Source organism: Deltaproteobacteria bacterium GWC2_65_14, from assembly GCA_001797615.1.
In the GTDB taxonomy this organism is placed as follows: domain Bacteria; phylum Desulfobacterota; class Deferrimicrobia; order Deferrimicrobiales; family Deferrimicrobiaceae; genus GWC2-65-14.
This window is the reverse complement of record MGPV01000049.1, coordinates 28588-44778: the sequence shown is the minus strand read 5'-3', so window position 1 is coordinate 44778 and position 16191 is coordinate 28588. Positions and strand designations below refer to the sequence as shown.

15 protein-coding genes are annotated in these 16191 nt (G+C 66.4%); 6 read left to right on the top strand and 9 right to left on the bottom strand.

Annotated elements, in window-relative coordinates; genetic code table 11:
• Genes A2X88_09320 through A2X88_09310 form a run of 3 tightly spaced genes read left to right on the top strand, consistent with a single transcriptional unit; the run spans position 1 to position 3660 of the window.
• Positions 1-747, top strand: a complete 747-nt coding sequence (locus A2X88_09320) for an ABC transporter ATP-binding protein (protein ID OGP33605.1) — start codon at positions 1-3, stop codon at positions 745-747.
• Positions 748-752: 5 nt separating this feature from the next.
• Positions 753-2396 carry an AMP-dependent synthetase gene (locus tag A2X88_09315; protein ID OGP33604.1) on the top strand — a complete coding sequence of 548 codons (1644 nt, stop codon included), beginning with the start codon at positions 753-755 and terminating at the stop codon, positions 2394-2396.
• A 58-nt stretch (positions 2397-2454) separates the two neighbouring features.
• Positions 2455-3660: a 3-oxoadipyl-CoA thiolase gene (locus tag A2X88_09310; protein OGP33603.1), complete on the top strand. Its 1206-nt coding sequence runs from the start codon at positions 2455-2457 to the stop codon at positions 3658-3660.
• A 34-nt stretch (positions 3661-3694) separates the two neighbouring features.
• On the opposite strand, the gene A2X88_09305 is transcribed toward A2X88_09310, so the two are convergent.
• The 7 genes from A2X88_09305 to A2X88_09275 all read right to left on the bottom strand — a co-directional run bounded on the left by A2X88_09305 (position 3695) and on the right by A2X88_09275 (position 11361).
• Positions 3695-4873 carry an acyl-CoA dehydrogenase gene (locus tag A2X88_09305; protein ID OGP33602.1) on the bottom strand — a complete coding sequence of 393 codons (1179 nt, stop codon included), beginning with the start codon at positions 4871-4873 and terminating at the stop codon, positions 3695-3697.
• Positions 4874-4932: 59 nt separating this feature from the next.
• Positions 4933-5781 carry a benzoyl-CoA reductase subunit D gene (locus tag A2X88_09300; GenBank protein ID OGP33601.1) on the bottom strand — a complete coding sequence of 283 codons (849 nt, stop codon included), beginning with the start codon at positions 5779-5781 and terminating at the stop codon, positions 4933-4935.
• Entirely contained in the window at positions 5778-7103 is a 1326-nt protein-coding gene (locus A2X88_09295; GenBank protein ID OGP33600.1) for a benzoyl-CoA reductase subunit A, read from the bottom strand. The genes A2X88_09300 and A2X88_09295 overlap by 4 nt, the downstream gene beginning before the upstream one ends.
• A gap of 10 nt (positions 7104-7113) precedes the next feature.
• Entirely contained in the window at positions 7114-8403 is a 1290-nt protein-coding gene (locus A2X88_09290; protein ID OGP33624.1) for a benzoyl-CoA reductase subunit B, read from the bottom strand.
• Positions 8400-9587: a benzoyl-CoA reductase subunit C gene (locus A2X88_09285; protein ID OGP33599.1), complete on the bottom strand. Its 1188-nt coding sequence runs from the start codon at positions 9585-9587 to the stop codon at positions 8400-8402. The genes A2X88_09290 and A2X88_09285 overlap by 4 nt, the downstream gene beginning before the upstream one ends.
• A gap of 1 nt (position 9588) precedes the next feature.
• Positions 9589-10734 carry a 6-oxocyclohex-1-ene-1-carbonyl-CoA hydrolase gene (locus tag A2X88_09280; protein ID OGP33598.1) on the bottom strand — a complete coding sequence of 382 codons (1146 nt, stop codon included), beginning with the start codon at positions 10732-10734 and terminating at the stop codon, positions 9589-9591.
• A 177-nt stretch (positions 10735-10911) separates the two neighbouring features.
• Positions 10912-11361 (bottom strand): hypothetical protein, encoded by a 450-nt coding sequence (locus A2X88_09275; protein OGP33623.1) that lies wholly within the window; start codon positions 11359-11361, stop codon positions 10912-10914.
• A 666-nt stretch (positions 11362-12027) separates the two neighbouring features.
• Here A2X88_09275 and A2X88_09270 point away from each other — a divergent pair.
• Positions 12028-12747, top strand: coding sequence for a dehydrogenase (locus A2X88_09270; protein OGP33597.1), 720 nt, complete (start codon positions 12028-12030; stop codon positions 12745-12747).
• A 37-nt stretch (positions 12748-12784) separates the two neighbouring features.
• Complete coding sequence (locus A2X88_09265; protein OGP33596.1) at positions 12785-13639, top strand: metal-dependent hydrolase; 855 nt, start codon at positions 12785-12787, stop codon at positions 13637-13639.
• A gap of 25 nt (positions 13640-13664) precedes the next feature.
• Here A2X88_09265 and A2X88_09260 read toward each other — a convergent pair whose 3' ends face one another.
• Both A2X88_09260 and A2X88_09255 read right to left on the bottom strand, forming a co-directional pair.
• Positions 13665-14108, bottom strand: a complete 444-nt coding sequence (locus A2X88_09260) for a transcriptional regulator (protein ID OGP33595.1) — start codon at positions 14106-14108, stop codon at positions 13665-13667.
• Positions 14109-14127: 19 nt separating this feature from the next.
• Positions 14128-14574, bottom strand: coding sequence for a GNAT family N-acetyltransferase (locus A2X88_09255; protein ID OGP33594.1), 447 nt, complete (start codon positions 14572-14574; stop codon positions 14128-14130).
• Positions 14575-15028: 454 nt separating this feature from the next.
• Here A2X88_09255 and A2X88_09250 point away from each other — a divergent pair, with 454 nt between their 5' ends.
• On the top strand, positions 15029-16177 hold the full coding sequence (locus A2X88_09250) for a branched-chain amino acid ABC transporter substrate-binding protein (protein OGP33622.1): 1149 nt from the start codon (positions 15029-15031) through the stop codon (positions 16175-16177).
• Positions 16178-16191: the final 14 nt, after the last annotated feature.

Genomic DNA, 16191 nt, shown 5'->3' with positions numbered 1-16191 from the left:
ATGCTCGAGGCGTCCGGGCTGATGGTGTACTACGAGAACATGCTGGCGCTGAGCAATGTCGGCCTCGCGGCGGAAAAGGGCTCCGTGGTCGGGGTCTTCGGTTCCAACAGCGCCGGGAAGAGCACGCTCCTGTACGTCCTTTCGGGGATCATCCTGGACATCCGGAAGAAGGAACAGATGAGGGGCGGCGAGCGGATCACGCTGTTCGGGTCCATCGCCCTCGACGGGGAGGAGATCACCGCCCTCCCGGCGCACAAGCGGGCGGCCCGGGGGATCATCCTCTGCCCGGAGCGCAGGCGCATCTTCTCGGAGAGCTCGGTCCTCGAGAACCTGCGGATCGGCTCCTACCTCGCACCGCGGAAGTACCGGAACCAGGACATCGAATACGTCTTCAGCATCTTCCCGCACCTGAAGGACCATGTGCACCGCCAGGGCGGCTTCCTGAGCGGCGGGGAACAGCAGATGCTGGCCATCGGACGGGCGCTCATGGCAAGGCCGAGGATCCTGCTGCTGGACGAGCCGCTTCTGGGGCTGAGCCCCGCCTACCAGAAGATCGTGATCGATTCGCTGCAGGAGATCCAGGCGGACCGGGGGATCACCATCGTTGTCGCGGAACAATACGCGAGGCCGGTAATCCCGGTGATCCACCGGGGCTACATCATCGAGAACGGAAACGCGATTTTGGAAGGCACGAGGGACGAGCTGATGAACAACCCGGACGTGAAGTCCGCATATTTCGGGTTGTGAGACGGATGGACAAGAGGTATCAAGGGACGACATTCGGCGGGTTCGAGGAGTCCTGCAGGAGGTATCCGGACCATACGGCGCTCGTCTACCTGGGCGAGCGGTTCCGCTATTCGGAGCTCCACGGGCTGGTGGACCGGTTTGCTTCCGGACTGCTCGCGATCGGCGTGAGACCGGAAGAACGGGTCCTGCTCTACGTGCGGAACTGCCCGCAGTGGGTCATCGCGAATTTCGCGATCAACAAGATCGGCGCCGTCGTCGTTCCGGTGTCGCCCATCTACACCTCCCACGAGCTGGAGTACATCGTACAGGATGCCGAGGTATCGACGGTCATCTGCCTCGACACGAATTACATGTATGTCCGGGAGATCCTCGGCAGGACCGACCTGAAACGGGTCATCGTGACGGGGCTTGTCGACCTCGTTCCCTTCTGGAAGCGGGCGTTCGGGCACCTGTTCGACAGGATCCCGGTCGGGAAGGTGCAGCGGAGCAGGGAGATCTTCACCTTCCGGGAGGTCCTCCGGAGGGGGAGGGCGGCCCCCCCGCTCATCGAGATCGACCCGGACGAGGATCTTGCCTACATCATGTACACCGGCGGGACGACCGGCTTCCCCAAGGGAGTCGTGGGAAACCACGCCGGAGAGGTCTCCTACATCCGGGACATGACGGACGACGTGTTCCATGACCACCTGCTGGAGGGGGGGAGCACGATCCTCATGGTGACCCCCCTCTTCCACATCATGGCGAAGGGGTTCGCGATCGCAACGGCGTTCGACAAGGGGAACACGCTCGTCCTGATGCCATTCCCCGAGCCTGATGCCATCCTCGACGCGATTCAGAGATTCGCGGTGGACTGGATGCTGGGCGTGCCGGCCCTCTACCGGAACCTGCTGGAGAGCGACCGGATCGACCTGTACGCGCTGGACTCCCTCCGGTACTGCTTCAGTGGCGGCGACGTGCTGCCGGCGGAAGTGATGAACAGCTGGGAGCAGCGCTGCGGCGTCCCCATCTATCAGGTCTACGGATCGACGGAAGTGGGCCACGTGACGTACAGTCCCCTGGACAGGAGGCCGTCTCCCAAAACGGTGGGCAAGCCGCTCCGGTCGCGGAAATGCATCGTCATCGACCCCGAAACGGAGGAGCCGCTTCCGCAGGGCGACGTGGGTGAACTCGCGGTCACCTCCGAGCACATCGTGAAGCGCTACTGGAACAAGCCCGAGGAGACGGAACGGTCCTACAGGACGATCGGGGGCGAGACCTTCTACCGGACAGGCGACCTGGTGCGGTTCACCGGCGAAGGCGAGATCGAGTTCGTCGAGCGTTCCGCCGATATCATCAAATACAAGGGATACCGGATCTCCGCCTCCGAGATCGAGGCGGTGCTCCAGGACCATCCCACCGTCGTCGGAGCCTGCGCCGTCGGGGTGCCCGACGATGTGAGCGGCGAGCGGATCAAGGCCATCGTGGTGTTGAAGCAGGATGCCAAGGGGGTCGGAAGCGCCGATCTCATCCGGTGGTGCCGGCGCAGCCTGGCTTCCTACAAGGTGCCCAGCTATATCGAATTCCGGGACATGCTCCCCAAATCGAAGGTCGGAAAGCTGCTCCGGAGGGAAATCCGCGAGGAGGAGAGAAGGAAGACCCGGCAGCCGTGACCGCGGCACGGCACCATGCCTTTCGGAAAAGGAAGATTCCAGCTGCTGGAGGCTTGCAATGCGCGAAGCGTATCTTTGTGATGCCGTACGGACCCCGATCGGCAGGTATGGGGGGAGCCTGTCCGGAGTGCGGACGGACGACTTGGCCGCGCATCCGATCCAGGCGCTGATGCGGCGCAATGCCGCCGTCGACTGGAGCCGGGTGGACGACGTGATGTACGGCTGCGCCAACCAGGCCGGGGAGGACAACCGCAACGTCGCCCGGATGGCGGGGCTACTGGCCGGTCTCCCCGTGGAGGTGCCGGGGGTGACCTTCAACCGCCTCTGCGGCTCCGGGATGGACGCGGTGGGAGCCGCCTCCCGGGCGATCCGCACGGGAGAGGCGGACCTGATCGTGGCCGGGGGGGTGGAGAGCATGTCGCGCGCCCCCTTCGTGATGAGCAAGGGGGCCGCCCCCTTCGACCGCAACGTCGAGATGCACGACACCACCATCGGCTGGCGCTTCGTGAACCTTATATTGAAAGACCAGTACGGGATCGAGTCGATGGGGGAGACCGCGGAGAACGTGGCCGGGCAGTACCGGATCTCGCGCGGGGACCAGGATGCCTACGCCTTCTCCAGCCAGCAGCGGGCCGCCAGGGCCATGTCGGAGGGACGGCTCGCGGAGGAGATCGAGCCGGTCGTCCTTCCGCAGCGCAAGGGGGACGCCGTGGTCGTGGACCGGGACGAGCACCCCCGGCCCGACACCACGCTGGAGGCGCTGGCGCGGCTGAAGCCGGCCTTCCGTGCGAACGGGACGGTGACCGCGGGGACCTCCTCGGGGGTGAACGACGGGGCCTGCGCCCTGCTGGTCGCCTCGGAGAGGGGGGCGAAGGAGCACGGCCTGACGCCCTGGGCCCGGATCGTCTCCGTGGCGGTCGCCGGGGTGCCTCCGCGGATCATGGGGATCGGGCCGGTACCGGCCTCCCGGAAGGCATTGGCGCTCGCCGGCCTCACGCTGGAGCGGATGGAGGTCGTCGAGATGAACGAGGCATTCGCCGCGCAGGTGCTCGCCGGGATGCGGGAGCTGGGCCTTCCCGACGACGCGCCCCACGTGAACCCCAACGGTGGGGCCATCGCCCTGGGGCACCCGCTGGGAATGAGCGGCGCCCGGTTGGTCGCCACCGCCCTCTACCAACTGCGGCGGACCGGGGGCCGCTACGCCCTCTGCACCATGTGCATCGGCGTGGGGCAGGGGATCGCGATGATCCTGGAGCGGGTCTGACCCGCCCCGCTCCGGAAGGACCGGTCGGGCCGGTTTACCGGAAGGCGGAGATCCCGGTGATCTGCTCCCCGATGATCAGGGTGTGCATGTCGTCGGTCCCCTCGTAGGTGGAGACCGATTCCAGGTTGTTCGCGTGCCGCATGATCGGGTACTCGCCCATGATGCCGTTCGCCCCGAGGATGGTGCGCGCGGTGCGGGCCGCCTCGAGCGCGATCCGGACGTTGTTCATCTTCGCCATGGAGACCTGGGCGAAGGTGCAGGTTCCCTGGTCCTTGCGCCGTCCCAGGTACAACGCGAGCAGCTGCCCCTTGGTGATCTCTGTGACCATCTCCGCGAGTTTGCGCTGTTGCAGCTGGAAGGAGGCGATCGGCTTGTCGAACTGGATCCGGTCCTTGGCGTACTCGAGGGCGGTCTGGTAGCAGGCGTCGGCGGCCCCCAGCGCCCCCCAGGCGATCCCGTAGCGCGCCTGGGTCAGGCAGCTCAAGGGGCCTTTCAGCCCCTTCGCCTTCGGCAGCAGGCTCCTCTCCTCGTCGACGAGGACGTCCTCGAGGATCAGTTCCGAGGTCACCGAGGCGCGCAGGCTCCACTTCCCCTTCATCTGCGGGGCGGTGAAGCCGGGAGTGCCTTTCTCCACCAGGAAGCCTCGGATCCCGTCGCCGGTCTTCGCCCAGACCACGGCCACGTCGGCGATGCTCCCGTTCGTGATCCACATCTTCGAGCCGTTGATCCGCCACCGGCCGTCCTTCTCCCGCACTGCGTGGGTTCGCATCCCGCCGGGGTTGGAGCCGAAATCGGGCTCGGTAAGCCCGAAGCAGCCGATCGCCTCGCCGGTCGCCATTTTCGGGAGCCAGAAGTCCTTCTGCGCCTCGCTTCCGTAGGCGTGGATCGGATACATGACCAGCGACCCCTGGACGGAGGCGAAGCTGCGCAGGCCGGAGTCGCCGCGCTCGAGCTCGTACATCAGCAATCCGTAGCCCACGTTGGAGATTTCGGAGCAGCCGTACTTCTCGGGAAGGGTGGGGCCGAAGAACCCCAGCTCCCCCATCGGCCGGATCAGGTGCCCGGGGAAGGTCTCCTCCTGGGCGTGACGGTCGATGATCGGCAGCACTTCCTCGTTCACGAAGTGCCGGGCGGTCTCCCGCACCAGCTTCTCCTCCGGGGTCAGCAGCTCCTGGAAGCCCATGTAGTCGGTCAGCTCGGTGGTCGCGGCCATGCCGGTCTCCTTTCGGCTCTACACTGCGGGAATCGGCACCGCGCCGGTGCCCGGGATCCTCATCCGTGCAACGCCTTCGCCAGGCGGCCCTGCTCCTGCAGTTTCCGGTGGCGGAACGCCCCCCACAAGGCGGCGCCGATGGCGCCGGCATACAGGGAGTCGGGATGGGTCGCCGCCCGGGTGCTCATCCCCTGCCGCTCCATCCCGTCCTGCAGCGCCTGAAAGAGGCCGGTGTCGAGCGCCAGCCCCCCGGTCATCATCACGACCCCGTCCCGGACGTCGATCGACTTGAGCAGCTTGGTCAGCCGCTCGGCCATCGACTCGTGGATGCCGCGGAGGATGTCGCTCGGGGCGATCGAGCGGGACACCATGTTGATGACGTCGGTTTCGGCCAGCACCGCGCAGATGCTGCTGACCGGCTCCGGCTTCGTGGATTTCCGGGAGAGGGGGCCGATCTCGTCCTGGGCGATCCCGAGATAGCGGGAGATGTTCTCCAGGAACTGGCCGGAGCCGGAGGCGCACTGGCTGGTCATCCGGTAGTTCAGCACCTTCCCCCGGCCGTCGATCCGGATGGCGCGTCCGTTCAGGGCCCCGATGTCGAGCACCGCGCGGGCGTCGGGGTTCAGGTAGAGGGCGCCGCGGGCATGGGTGGTCATGGAGTAGAAGTGCCCGGTGGCCCCCCGGTAGCTCTCCCCCTCGCCGGTGGTGGCGATGTAGTCGATCCCGTCCCGGGAGAGGCCGGCCTCCGCAAGCACCGACTGCAGCGACTCCCCGACGAGCTGGAAGGCCTCGCGCTGCCGTATCCTCGCGTCCCAGCGGGCGAGCCACTCGCTCTGTTCGCCGTTCACGCGGAACAGCGCGGTCTTGATGACTCCCGAACCGACGTCGACGCCGATGGTCAGGCTCATGCGCGTGCTCCCCGTGTGCCCCCGGGGACCGCGCGGCGGGCGAAGGCCGCCCCGCCGAGGGCGCCGGTGTAGATCGAATCGGGGCTGATGTTGATCGTGATCTCCCCGTAGTTCTCCCGGACCAGCTGCCGCAGCTCCTTGACCGCCGCCTCGTTCTTGGCGACGCCGCCGGTGAAGGTGAACTCGTTCGTCACCCCGCCGGAGCGGGAGAGGATCGACATGGCCCGCAGGATGATCGCCCGGTGCAGCCCGGCCAGGATGTCGGCGCGGGCCTCCCCCAGGGCGAGCCGGTCGCGCAGTTCGGCGCCGGCGAACACGGTGCAGGTGGAGTTGATCCGGATCGACCGGGTCGCCTCCATGGCGATGGGACCCAGCTCGTGGAGCCCGATCTTCATCTCGTCGGCGATGTAGCCCAGGTAGCGCCCGCAGCCGGCGGCGCAGCGGTCGTTCATCTGAAAGCTGGTGACGATGCCGTTCCCGTCCACCTGGATCCCCTTGGTGTCCTGCCCGCCGATGTCGAGCACCGTGCGGGTCCCGGGGAACATCATGTGCGCCCCGAGGCCGTGGCAGAGGATCTCCGAGCGGATATGCTCCTTGGGAAAGGGGAGCCGGACCCGGCCGTAGCCGGTGCCGACCACGAAGGTCTCCTCGAGGCCGACGGAAAGCGACTGCTCGAGGGCGGTGCGGGCCTCCTCATGGCGGACCCCCGCTCGGTCCGGTTCCTGGAAGGTGCGCGCGAGGGCCTGCGCCATCTGTCCGGCGATGGTGTCGTCCGACGGGATGGTCCTCTCCACGTCGAGGATCGACTTGTCGTAGATGTTCAGCAGGGTCTCGAAGCCGACTCCAGAATCCCGGCCCACCGGCTCGGCGAGGCTCATGAAGCGGGACCCGGCGATGTCGCGGAAGAAGTCGGATTTCCGGGCGGCCCCCGGCGCGTAGATCGCCGGCGCCTCCTCCAGGAGCCGCCGGAACACCGAGGCCAGCGCATCCCGGAGCGCCCCCTTCCGGTCCCGGAAGCGGGGGTCCCCGAGATGGAGCTCGCAGCTCTCCTCCAGCTGCCGCAGCCCGGAGAGGAACTGCTCCAGCCGGAAGCTGCGCTCCAGGACCTCCAGCAGCCGCTCGCCCCCCCGGCCGTTGCCCACGGCCTGGCGGAACAGGGTGAACCGGGCGCCGATCTTGGCCTCCTGCTTGGAGACCGTGGCGGCGACGTCGTAGTTGGAGCGGGAGTTCGTGATCCCGCGGCCCAGAACCAACTGGTTCTCGTCCATGAGCAACGCCTTGGTGGTGGTCGATCCCAGGTCGATTCCGATGAAGGTGCGCATGGCGGTGCCCCTACGCCCCGGCTTTCGCGGAGCCGCCGGCCCGCCGCTTCTGGTCGATCATCTGGAAGTAGCTCTCCAGCCGGTTCTTCACGTTGGCCGCCGAGAAGTAGCGCGGGTCCACCAGGTCGGTCTCGATGAAGGCCGCCGGTTTTCCGGTCCGCCTCTCGATCTCGCGCATCATGACCAGCTGCCCTGCGGAGAAGCTGTTGCAGCTCTTGATCGAGTTGATCAGCAGGCCGTCGGCGTCGTACTCCAGGACGTTCCGCGAGAGCATGTCGACCCGGACCGGGAGGTTGCGGTTCGTGTAGACCCCGAGGCAGTAGTCGGCAAGGCTCTCCAGCGGATGGTCCGGGTCGTGCCGGAACCCGTCGTAGTCGTAGACGCCGCCGACCTTCGTGTAGGAGCTGGCGACGACCACGGCCCCCGCCTCGTAAAACATCTTCCAGAAGTCGCGGAAGGAGGTCCAGTTCGGCGGCCCCTCGACCACCAGCCGGTAGTTCTCCTCCGGCATGTCCCCCTCGGGGGTCTGGGCGCACAGCCCCAGCGCGATCCGCTCCCCGATCTCCTCCCGGAGCATCCGGTAGTATTCGATCGCCTCGTCGGTGCCCCGGAAGGCGGTGAAGATCGGCCCCATGTAGTAGACGCCGCCGAAGTAGCAGTCGATGGGGGAGGGCTTCCGCTTGGCCTGCTCCAGCATCCAGACCAGGTCGTCCTCGGCCGCGGCCGACTTGCGCAGGTACCCGCGCAGCCGGTCGATGTCGAAGCGGATCCCCGACACCCGCTCCAGCAGCGGGATCACCTCCTGCCGGAGTTGCGAGACGATGTAGTCCCGCATGTTCTTCGTCGGCTTCCCGTCGGCGGCGTAGGGGACATGGAGCATCACCGTGGGACATTGGTACTGCTCGCGGAGCAGCTCGAACCACTTCATGAAGGTGAAGCAGCCGGTGTAGGAGAGGAGCAGCAGGTCCGGGTCGGGAAACGGCTTCCCGTTGGGGGCGATGTTCCCCTTGGCCATCATGCCGATGTCCGCCTTCACGTAGGTGCAGACGTCCTCGGAGTGCCCGGCCCGCTCCGCCTCCAGGATCATGTCGCCCGACTTCTTCCGCATGGCGTTCTGGATGGCGTTGATCTCCGGAAGGTTGTTCACGATGTCGAAGCACAGGAGCAGCTCGTTCAGGTTGCCCGGGACGAAGGTCGAGCAGACCTTGTGCTCCCCGGAGGTGATCTTGTCGTAGTTGCGGCTGATCATCTCCTTCTGGATCCTCTGCGACGAGGACTTGACGACTTTCTTTTGGCTCATGACGCGCTCCACAGCTTGATGGAATCGGCGAAGGTCCCGGCCTGCTCCCGGATCGGCTGCATCTGGCCCGAGTTCTCGGCGTACTGCATCGTGATGTAGGGGATCTTCCGGGCTTCGAGGCGGCTGACCAGCATCGGCTGGTCGAGCAGCGCCGGGTCGCAGAAGCTGGGCGCCGCGAAGATCACGCCGTCGGCCTGCAGGGTGCGGATCGACTCGAGCAGCGACCGTCCCTTCTCCGTCCTCTCGACCTCGTACTTCGCCGCCGTCTGGGCGGACTGGTGCAGGAAGGCGCGGGCCAGGTTCTCGACGGGGTCCCCCGCCGCGGGGACCTCCCCCAGGAGCCACCGGTGGACCAGGAGGAGATCGTCGTCCACGATGTAGCAGCCGGCCATCTCCAGCGACTTGATCAGGTTGAGCGGCGGTTGCTCGCAGAAGGTGCCGACCAGGATCACCCGGCAGTTGTCGCGCATCGGCCGGTCCTCCGCCTCCGCGGCGGCCAGGTAGTCCCGCATCAGGAGGGTATGCTCCTCCGGGGGAAGCACCATCCCCGCCCGCATCAGCAGGTAGACCTCGGCGGAAGGGGCCTTCCAGGGGCAGGCGGCCCGGAACGCGTAGACCCGGTTCACCCAGAGGCGGTTCTCGTTGTAGACCGCGATCGAGCGGCGGATCTCCTCGTCCGCGATCTCCCGGCCGGCGAGCTTCGCGAGCCCGTCCCGCATCTCCCGCAGCTCGTTGGCGTAGAAGCGTCCGCCGACCTCGTCCCGGAAATTCTGCGGGGCGTCGAAGTAGCGGACAACCTTGTCCTGGAAGAGGAGCTGCCAGATGCCGCTCAGGTTCCGGATGACGTCGCAGATGGAGGGGAAGAGCATGCCGTCGACGAAGTCCAGCCTTCCGGTGACCGCCAGCTCGACGGTCGAGCGGGGGATCCGGCAGATGTAGCTCTGGTAGTAGGCGTCGCCGTGGATCACCTCCATGTCGGCGCCCCCCCCGAGGATTCCCAGCGGCAGCATGCCGGCGGCGTGGACGATCTCGCGCGGGACGTAGACCGGCATGTACCCGATCACCTTGCGGCCGGGGCGGGCCTCCTTCCATTCGCGCGCCCGGGCGAAGCTCAGGTCGTCGAAGAGCTCCTGGCAGAACGACACGATTTCCTGGACCGTCCTGGGGGTCGAGGGAGGGTTCATCTTACCGCTTCGCTCCCGGCATCAGGCTCTCCACCAGCTCCTCGGTCCAGGGGATCCCCCTGGCCAGCCCCTGGCGCAGTTTGACGAAGTCGATCTCGCGCCCCGTCTCCCGGGTCCCCTCGTTGAAGGCGCGAAAACCCGCGCGGGCCTCGTTCATCATGTTCAGCGCCAGCCAGGCGCGGGAGTTCTCCTTGTTGGCGTTCCAGGCGTCAAGCTTCGGCTTGCGCAGCTCCTCCAGGCTCTTGGTCAGGCACTCGGGGAAGGTCTCGATCAGTTTCGCGCACAGCTCCTCGACCTTCTGGTCGAGCAGCGAGAGGTCGGTCTCGCCCGCCTTGATCCGGGCAAGCCCTTCCTTGTAGTCCGCGCCGCTCCGGAACTCCCCGTGCACGATCCGGCCGTACTCGTCGAGCATCCGGTCGGTGATCACGGTCGGGTTCGGGACGAACCGGCCGTCCACCTTCAGGGCGGGGACCAGGTCGGTGACGATGCCGAGGCGGGCCGCCTTGTGCGCCGAAAACGGCTCGCACAGGGTCCCGGAGACCATCGCCTGCTCGCAGCCGATCATGACCGGGAGAAAGTCGGTGGCGCCGCCGATCGCCGCAGAGCCGTGCTTCGGGCCGGCCTGGCCGAAATTGGCCAGGTCCTGTGCGACGGTGAAGTCGCAGGCCATGCCGATCTCCTGCCCGCCGCCGATCCGCATCCCGTTGACCCGGCAGATCACCGGTTTGTCGCAGGCGAGGATCGCCGAAACCATGTCGTTGAACAACCGCATGTACTGGCGGTACTCCTGCGGGTTGCCGGCGTAGTACTCGGCGTACTCCTTGGTGTTGCCGCCGGTGCAGAAGGCCCTGTCGCCGGTTCCGGTGAAGACCACGGCGTTCACCTCGCGGTCGACCGAGGCGCGCCGGAAGGCCAGGATCAGCGCCTTGACCATGTCCGTGGTGTAGGAGTTGTATTGCTTCGGGTTGTTCAGGACGATCCAGGCGTTTACGAGCCCCTCCGCCGCCGAGCCGTCGCGGCGTCTGGCCGGCCGCTTCTCGTAGCGGACCATGCCGTCGCAGAGACTTTCCACCTCCCTGTCGATCAGGTTGTGGTCGACCAGTTTGGACGGCGCGGTCCTGGCGATGATCTCGTCTGTGGTGGCCATGGCTCCTCCTCTCCTCCCGGAAGGTTCACCTGTCGGTGTGCGCGGCCCCGCGGCGCCGAACGGCATGCGGCAGGAACCTGCGAGGGCTATACATGCAATCAGGTACCACAATACCATTTAAGGTGTCAAGGAACAATTTTCCCCCGGCGGTAGCCGGCCGGAAGGACCCGGGCCGGGCTACCGGATCTCCCGGGCGAGAACCAGCCGCTGGGACTGCACGAACCCGCGCGCATGGAGGAATCTCTGCAGGGTGAAGTTCTCCTGCGACAGCTGGACCAGCACCGTTTCGACCTGGAGGGTGGACAGGTTCAGCAGCAGCTGGGAGAGCAGGGCATGCCCGATCCCGGAGCCCCCGAAGGCGGGGTGGACGCCGATCGTGTCGATCACCGCAGAGGTCTCGACCTGACCGAATTCCCCGAAGTCGACCCGCGCCATGATGAACCCGTTGACGATCCCGTCCTCCTCGGCCACCAGGGAGACCCGGATTCCGGACTCGACCAGCACCTCCCGGAACTTCGCCGCGTAGTAGGCGGAGCGGTCGAATCCTGTGAGCTTCCGGTCGATCCGGACGACGGCCGCCAGATCCTCCTCCCGGAGGGAGCGGACCGGGAGCCGGTCCCGGGCCAGCGTCCCGAACCCGATCTCCTCGCCCCGGCCGCGGCCCCGTTCCCTTCCTTCAGGCTTCAGCGGCTTCACCTCGGCGACCTCCTCCTCGAGAGGGGTGGTGCCCCGTTCGATGATCTGGAAGGGGGCCAGCAAAAACCCCGTGGAGGCGAAGAACCGGACCATCCCCTGGTTCGCCCAGGCGACCTGCGTTCTCAGGGTGCCGATCCGCTTCGCGCCCAGCTGCCGTTCGATGTCGGCGATCACCGCCTTCCCGATCCCCTGTCCCCGGAAATCCGGGTCGACGCCGAGGACGTCGAGAACGGCCGCCGTGCCCCGGATTCCGAACTCCCCCTCCTGCACACGGGCGAAGCCGTACCCCGCCAGCGTTTTCCCGTCCACCGCCGCACAGGTGACGAAGGCGTCCGGCATCGCCTCCGCGACGGCGAACCGTCTCTCCAGGAATCCCCTCCGCGAACGGCCGGCGATCCCGCTTTCCAGCGCTGCGACCCGGTCCGAATCCTCCCGCCGCAGCGGGCGAAGCACAAGGGCGGACATCCGCTCACCTCCCTTCCTGCGTATCCCCATTGTACCCGGATTTCGATGCGGCGGGCCGGACGGCCGTTATGGTACTGTATGCCGAGCGCGCCCCGCGCGGGGGGCCGATCCCGTTCGCCCGAAGGAGGAGGAATGAGCGGATTCCTGAATCTGAAAGGCCGCGTCGCGGTGGTGACCGGCGGCGCCCGGGGGATCGGGCTGGCGATCACCCGCGCCCTGACCGCTCAGGGCGTCGTCGTGCACGTCTTCGACGTGGCCCCGGGCGAGGGGGGGGAGGATCCCTCCTTCCGGTTCCACAAGGTGGATATCGCCGATTCGGCCGCCGTGGCCGCCGCGGTCGCGACGCTGCCTCCGGAGGTGTCTCTGCTGGTCAACAACGCCGGCATCACCCGGGACCGCAGCGCGGCGAACATGACCGACGAGGAGTGGCAGTCTGTGATCGCGGTGAACCTGACCGGCGCCTTCCACATGGCGCGCGCCCTGGCACCCTCGATGCGGAAGGCCGGGTACGGGCGGATCGTGAACATCACCTCCATCAACGGGATCCGCGGCAAGTTCGGCCAGGCGAACTATTGCGCCTCCAAGGCGGGGCTGATCGGCCTGACCAAGACGCTGGCGCGGGAGCTGGGACCCAGGGGGGTCACGGTGAACGCCGTCGCGCCGGGGATGGTCATGACCGAGATGACGCAGGCGCTCGCCGGGGAGGTGATCGCGAAGGCCCGGGACGAGAGCGTGCTGCCGGAGCTGACCCGGCCCGAGGATGTCGCCAACGCCGTGCTCTTCCTGCTCTCCGACGCGGCCCGCATGATCACCGGCGAGGTGATCCGGGTCGACGCCGGGCAGTATATCTGAACGTGGCCGGCGGCCTGCACGGCTCGGGGTGCCGCGGATGACGCCCCCACCGGCGGAAAGGGACTCCCCCGCGCCGCGGATCGATTTCCACGTGCACCTGTCGGTCTACACGCACCACCGCGAGTGGGTGACCGAGTGGATGAAGCGGTCGCACCCCGCGGGGTACGAGGACTATATCGCCCGCCATGCCGACCCGGGCGCCTTCGAGGAACTGCTGTCGGCCGAAGGGGTCGACCATGCCTGCGTGCTGGCGGAGCTCTCCCCCGTCACCACGGGAATCTGCACGAACGAGCAGGTGCGCGATTTCTGCAGGGGGAGGACGCGGCTGATCCCCTTCTGCGACATCAATCCCCACCTGCACACCGACCTGGGGGAGGAGCTGCGCCGGAAGGTCGAGGGGGAGGGGTTCCGGGGGGCGAAGCTCTACCCCACCTACCAGCACTACTATCCCAACGACCCGAGGATCTATCCGCTGTACCAGGCGGCCCAGGAGCTCGGGATCCCGGTCCTGTTCCACACCGGCTCGTCGGTGTTTCGGGGCTCCCGGATGAAGTACGGAGACCCGCTCTACCTGGACGACCTGGCCGTCGATTTCCCCCGGCTGAACCTGGTGATCGGCCACGGCGGCAGAGGGTTCTGGTACGACCGGGCGCAGTTCCTCTCGAAACACCACGCCAACGTCTACCTGGAGATTTCCGGCCTTCCGCCGGCCCGGCTGATGACCTACTTCCCGGAGCTACCCCGGATCACCGACAAGGTGATCTTCGGCAGCGACTGGCCGGGGATCCCCTGGATCCGGCGGAACATGGAGGCGGTCGGAAAGCTGCCGCTGCCGGCGGAGGGGGTCGACAGGATTCTCGGCGGGAACGCGGCCCGGCTCCTGCGTTTGTAGCGGCGGTCATGGGCTCCGGGACGGTTCAGCGCCCGGGTTTGCCCCCGGCGGCCGCTTCCGTTCGCTGGCGGGTGCTGTTCAGCGCCGTCCGCAGGGTGATGGTGCCCAGGACCGCCTTGGTCAGCTCGTCGATCTCGAGGGTGATGCGCTGCAGTTCCGCCACGATCGGATTGTCCGTCGGGCTCCAGTGGTTGGGCAGGTCGAGATCCGATTCGAGCGTTTCGAACAGCTGGATGACGTCCAGCAGCGTCGTCCGGCTGACATTCCCGGAAAACCGGTACCCGCCGCCGACCCCCCGCACCGCCTGGACCAGCCCCGCGTGCGCCAGGGTCCCCATCACCTTCGCGAGGTGGTGCGAGGAGATGCCGTACTTGTCGGCGATGTCGGTGGTCGAGAGCTGCCGTCGGGAATCGCCGGCCAGTTCGAGCACGGCGAAGAGGGCGAACAGGCTGCTCTTTTTCAGCCTCACCGGAAACCCCCGCTGCAGGTCAATCGATCTCCTTCTCGAGCTCGACATACCGGCCGGTGCGCAGATCCTGGCTCCGGAAGAAGGAGAGCATTTCCTTGTTGTTCCGGTCCACCATCGTCCGGACCGTGGTGACGTCGGCCTGCCGGAGCCGCCTGCAGATTTCCTCGAACATCCCCCGGGCGATCCCCCTCCCGCGCATCTTCGGGGACACGCCCAGCGCGAACACCCATCCACATGGGGGCGACCCGAACTCCCATGCGCGGACTTCGCCGGTGATGAACCCGACGACCCTGTCGCCGGTTTCCGCGACCAGGAACACCCGGTCCTTTCTCCCGACGGCCACGTAGTGGTCGAAAATCCCTCGCCAATAGGCCGGTTTCTCCTCCTCGGACCCCACCTCGTCCAGCGCGATGATGGCCTCGAGGTCGGATGAGACGGCGTTTCGTATGAGGATCTGCTCGTTCATTTCACCCCTTGCCGTAGGTGACCGGTGTTGATCAATTTGGTACCTTAATACCACAATTAGGAAAATTAGCAAGCGATTTCCGGCCGGAGAGATTCCGCTCCCATCGTGCGGGCGATATCCGCTATGGACTCCGACCGGATTCCTGTATTAGTATACGCATGGGTCGAACCGGGGGGGGCGGGTCGACGGTCCCTGGTGATCGTTATCGGGCAGTGCTCCCTCCGTGAATATTTTTTCGTAAAACGGCGTATCACATTGCGTTGACAGACAAATGGCATTGTGGTACTTTTTTGCGAAATATCCGGGGCCGGTTGGGGGGTGGGGCTCCGGCTGTTTTCTCACGGGGGGAAACAGCTTAGCCTTTTGTAATTGAAGGATTTTCAAGGAGTCGACGGGAAACGGCGGCTTCGCACCGTTGCCGTCGTCCAATTCCGAACATCGGAAGGAGGAGGAGATGAAGGGAAAGAAACGGATGGTGTTGGGGATCCTGATGGCGCTCCTGCTGGCCGGAACCGTGGTCCAGGCGGCGGAGCCGATCCGCGTGGGGGCGATCCTCGCGGTGACCGGACCGGCCTCGTTTCTCGGAGGGCCCGAGGCGAGGACTCTCGAAATGCTCGCCGAGGAGGTCAACGCCAAGGGAGGGATCAACGGGCACAAGGTCGAGCTGTTCATCATGGATTCGGGGGCGAGTCCCGAGAAGGCGGTCTCCTTCGCCAAGCAGCTGATCGAGGAGAAGAAGGTGCTGGCGATCCTGGGACCCTCCACGAGCGGGGAGACGATGCAGATCAAGGGGATCGCCGAGGGGGGGAAGACGATCCTCCTCTCCTGCGCGGCGGCCGAGGTGATCGTGAACCCGGTGGCGAAGTGGGTCTTCAAGACCCCGCAGAAGGACAGCGATGCCATCCAGGCGATCTTCAACCAGATGAAGAGGATGAAGATCTCCAAGATCGGCGTCCTGTCGGGCAACGACGGCTTCGGCAGCGCAGGGAAGGGGCAGATCGAAAAGCTGGCTCCGGAGAACGGCATCACGATCGTGGCCAACGAGGTCTACGACAAGGCCTCCACCGACCTGACGGCCGAGGTGACCAAGCTCAAGGCGGCCAACGTCGAGGCGATCGTGAACTGGTCAATCGTTCCGGCCCAGTCGATCGTGATCAAGAACGCCCGCCAGATCGGATTCGCGGGGCCCATCTTCCAGAGCCACGGATTCGGGAACATCAAGTATGTGGCGGCCGCCGGGGCGGCCGCGGAGGGGGTCATCTTCCCCGCCGGCCGGCTGCTCGTCGCGGAGGTCCTTCCGGATTCCAATCCACAGAAAGCGGTCCTCATGAAGTACAAGAACGACTACGAGAAGAAGTACAAGGAGGATGCCAGCACCTTCGGAGGGCATGGCTATGACGCCTTCATGATCCTCGCGAAGGCGATCGAGAAGGCGGGCAGCACCGACAAGGAGAAGGTGCGCGACGCGATCGAGACGATGCGGGGGTTCATCGGCACCGGCGGCGTCTTCAACTTCTCGGCGCAGGACCACAACGGCCTCGGGATCGACGCGTTCGAACTGCTCACCGTGAAGGACGGGAAGTTCGCACTGTACGGGAAGTAGGAAGGGCGGATCGG

What these genes read in the sequence shown, in the direction of transcription:
- A2X88_09280 (OGP33598.1), bottom strand. Translation starts at nt 10,734, where the DNA reads ATGGCCACCACAGACGAGATCATCGCCAGGACCGCGCCGTCCAAACTG.
- A2X88_09265 (OGP33596.1), top strand. Translation starts at nt 12,785, where the DNA reads ATGACGCCCCCACCGGCGGAAAGGGACTCCCCCGCGCCGCGGATCGAT.
- A2X88_09310 (OGP33603.1), top strand. Translation starts at nt 2,455, where the DNA reads ATGCGCGAAGCGTATCTTTGTGATGCCGTACGGACCCCGATCGGCAGG.
- A2X88_09295 (OGP33600.1), bottom strand. Translation starts at nt 7,103, where the DNA reads ATGCGCACCTTCATCGGAATCGACCTGGGATCGACCACCACCAAGGCG.
- A2X88_09300 (OGP33601.1), bottom strand. Translation starts at nt 5,781, where the DNA reads ATGAGCCTGACCATCGGCGTCGACGTCGGTTCGGGAGTCATCAAGACC.
- A2X88_09250 (OGP33622.1), top strand. Translation starts at nt 15,029, where the DNA reads ATGAAGGGAAAGAAACGGATGGTGTTGGGGATCCTGATGGCGCTCCTG.
- A2X88_09270 (OGP33597.1), top strand. Translation starts at nt 12,028, where the DNA reads ATGAGCGGATTCCTGAATCTGAAAGGCCGCGTCGCGGTGGTGACCGGC.
- A2X88_09285 (OGP33599.1), bottom strand. Translation starts at nt 9,587, where the DNA reads ATGAACCCTCCCTCGACCCCCAGGACGGTCCAGGAAATCGTGTCGTTC.
- A2X88_09320 (OGP33605.1), top strand. Translation starts at nt 1, where the DNA reads ATGCTCGAGGCGTCCGGGCTGATGGTGTACTACGAGAACATGCTGGCG.
- A2X88_09315 (OGP33604.1), top strand. Translation starts at nt 753, where the DNA reads ATGGACAAGAGGTATCAAGGGACGACATTCGGCGGGTTCGAGGAGTCC.
- A2X88_09255 (OGP33594.1), bottom strand. Translation starts at nt 14,574, where the DNA reads ATGAACGAGCAGATCCTCATACGAAACGCCGTCTCATCCGACCTCGAG.
- A2X88_09290 (OGP33624.1), bottom strand. Translation starts at nt 8,403, where the DNA reads ATGAGCCAAAAGAAAGTCGTCAAGTCCTCGTCGCAGAGGATCCAGAAG.
- A2X88_09305 (OGP33602.1), bottom strand. Translation starts at nt 4,873, where the DNA reads ATGGCCGCGACCACCGAGCTGACCGACTACATGGGCTTCCAGGAGCTG.